1 protein-coding gene is annotated in these 750 nt (G+C 76.4%); it reads right to left on the bottom strand.

The features are described 5' to 3' along the window. Positions 1-549 (bottom strand): TerD family protein (locus KS423_RS46595; protein WP_224285673.1); only part of this gene is annotated, 549 nt, incomplete at its 3' end. Positions 550-750: the final 201 nt, after the last annotated feature.

The raw sequence follows: 750 nt of genomic DNA, 5'->3' as shown, positions 1-750 counted from the left end.
GGCCGGGGCCTCGGGGGCCGGCGGCGTGACCGGCGCGGCGGCGGCCGGGGCCGGGGAGTCCTCGACGGTGACGCCGAAGTCGGTGGCGATGCCCGCGAGGCCGTCGGCGTAGCCCTGGCCGACCGCGCGCACCTTCCAGGCGCCGCCCCGCAGGTAGACCTCGACCACGATGAGCGCGGTCTCCAGACCCAGCCGGGGCGGGGTGAAGGTGACCAGCACCTCGCCGGTGTCGGCGTCGCGGACGGTGGCGGTGGGCTCCATCCCGGAGAAGGTGGAGACCTGGTCGGCGGGGCTCGCGGTGACCACGATCTTGCTGATGCCCGCCGGGACGGCCCGGGTGTCGACGGTGATCGCGTCGGGGGTGCCGGCGGTGGCCGGGCGGTGGCTGACGCCCGGGCCGTTCGGGGCGTTGAAGAAGACGAAGTCGTCGTCCGAGCGGACCTTTCCGGCATCGGTCAGCAGCAGGCCGGAGACGTCCAGCGCCTTGGGCGCGGTGACCTCGACGGTCACTCGCGCGGCGGTCAGCGGTGCGTTGCCGCCTTGGGTCAGGACGGTGGACACGGACTCCTCCTCGGGTGCGGAACGGCGGCCCGGCCGGGGCCGTCGGGGCGCCGGGCCGGGTGCTGCCCACAGTAACGAACGAGGGTACGGGGACGCGCCCCTGCGGCGTGGCCGACTGTCGGATCGTCGGACGACCGCCGCGCCCGGCCGGCGGCAGGTCAGCGCGCCGTGGCGGCCCGGGTGGTGGCC

Origin of the sequence: Streptomyces sp. LS1784 (genome assembly GCF_020103755.1) — a bacterium.
Classification (GTDB): domain Bacteria; phylum Actinomycetota; class Actinomycetes; order Streptomycetales; family Streptomycetaceae; genus Kitasatospora.
The sequence above is the reverse complement of the archived record's forward strand: the minus strand, read 5'-3'. Positions and strand labels throughout refer to the sequence as shown.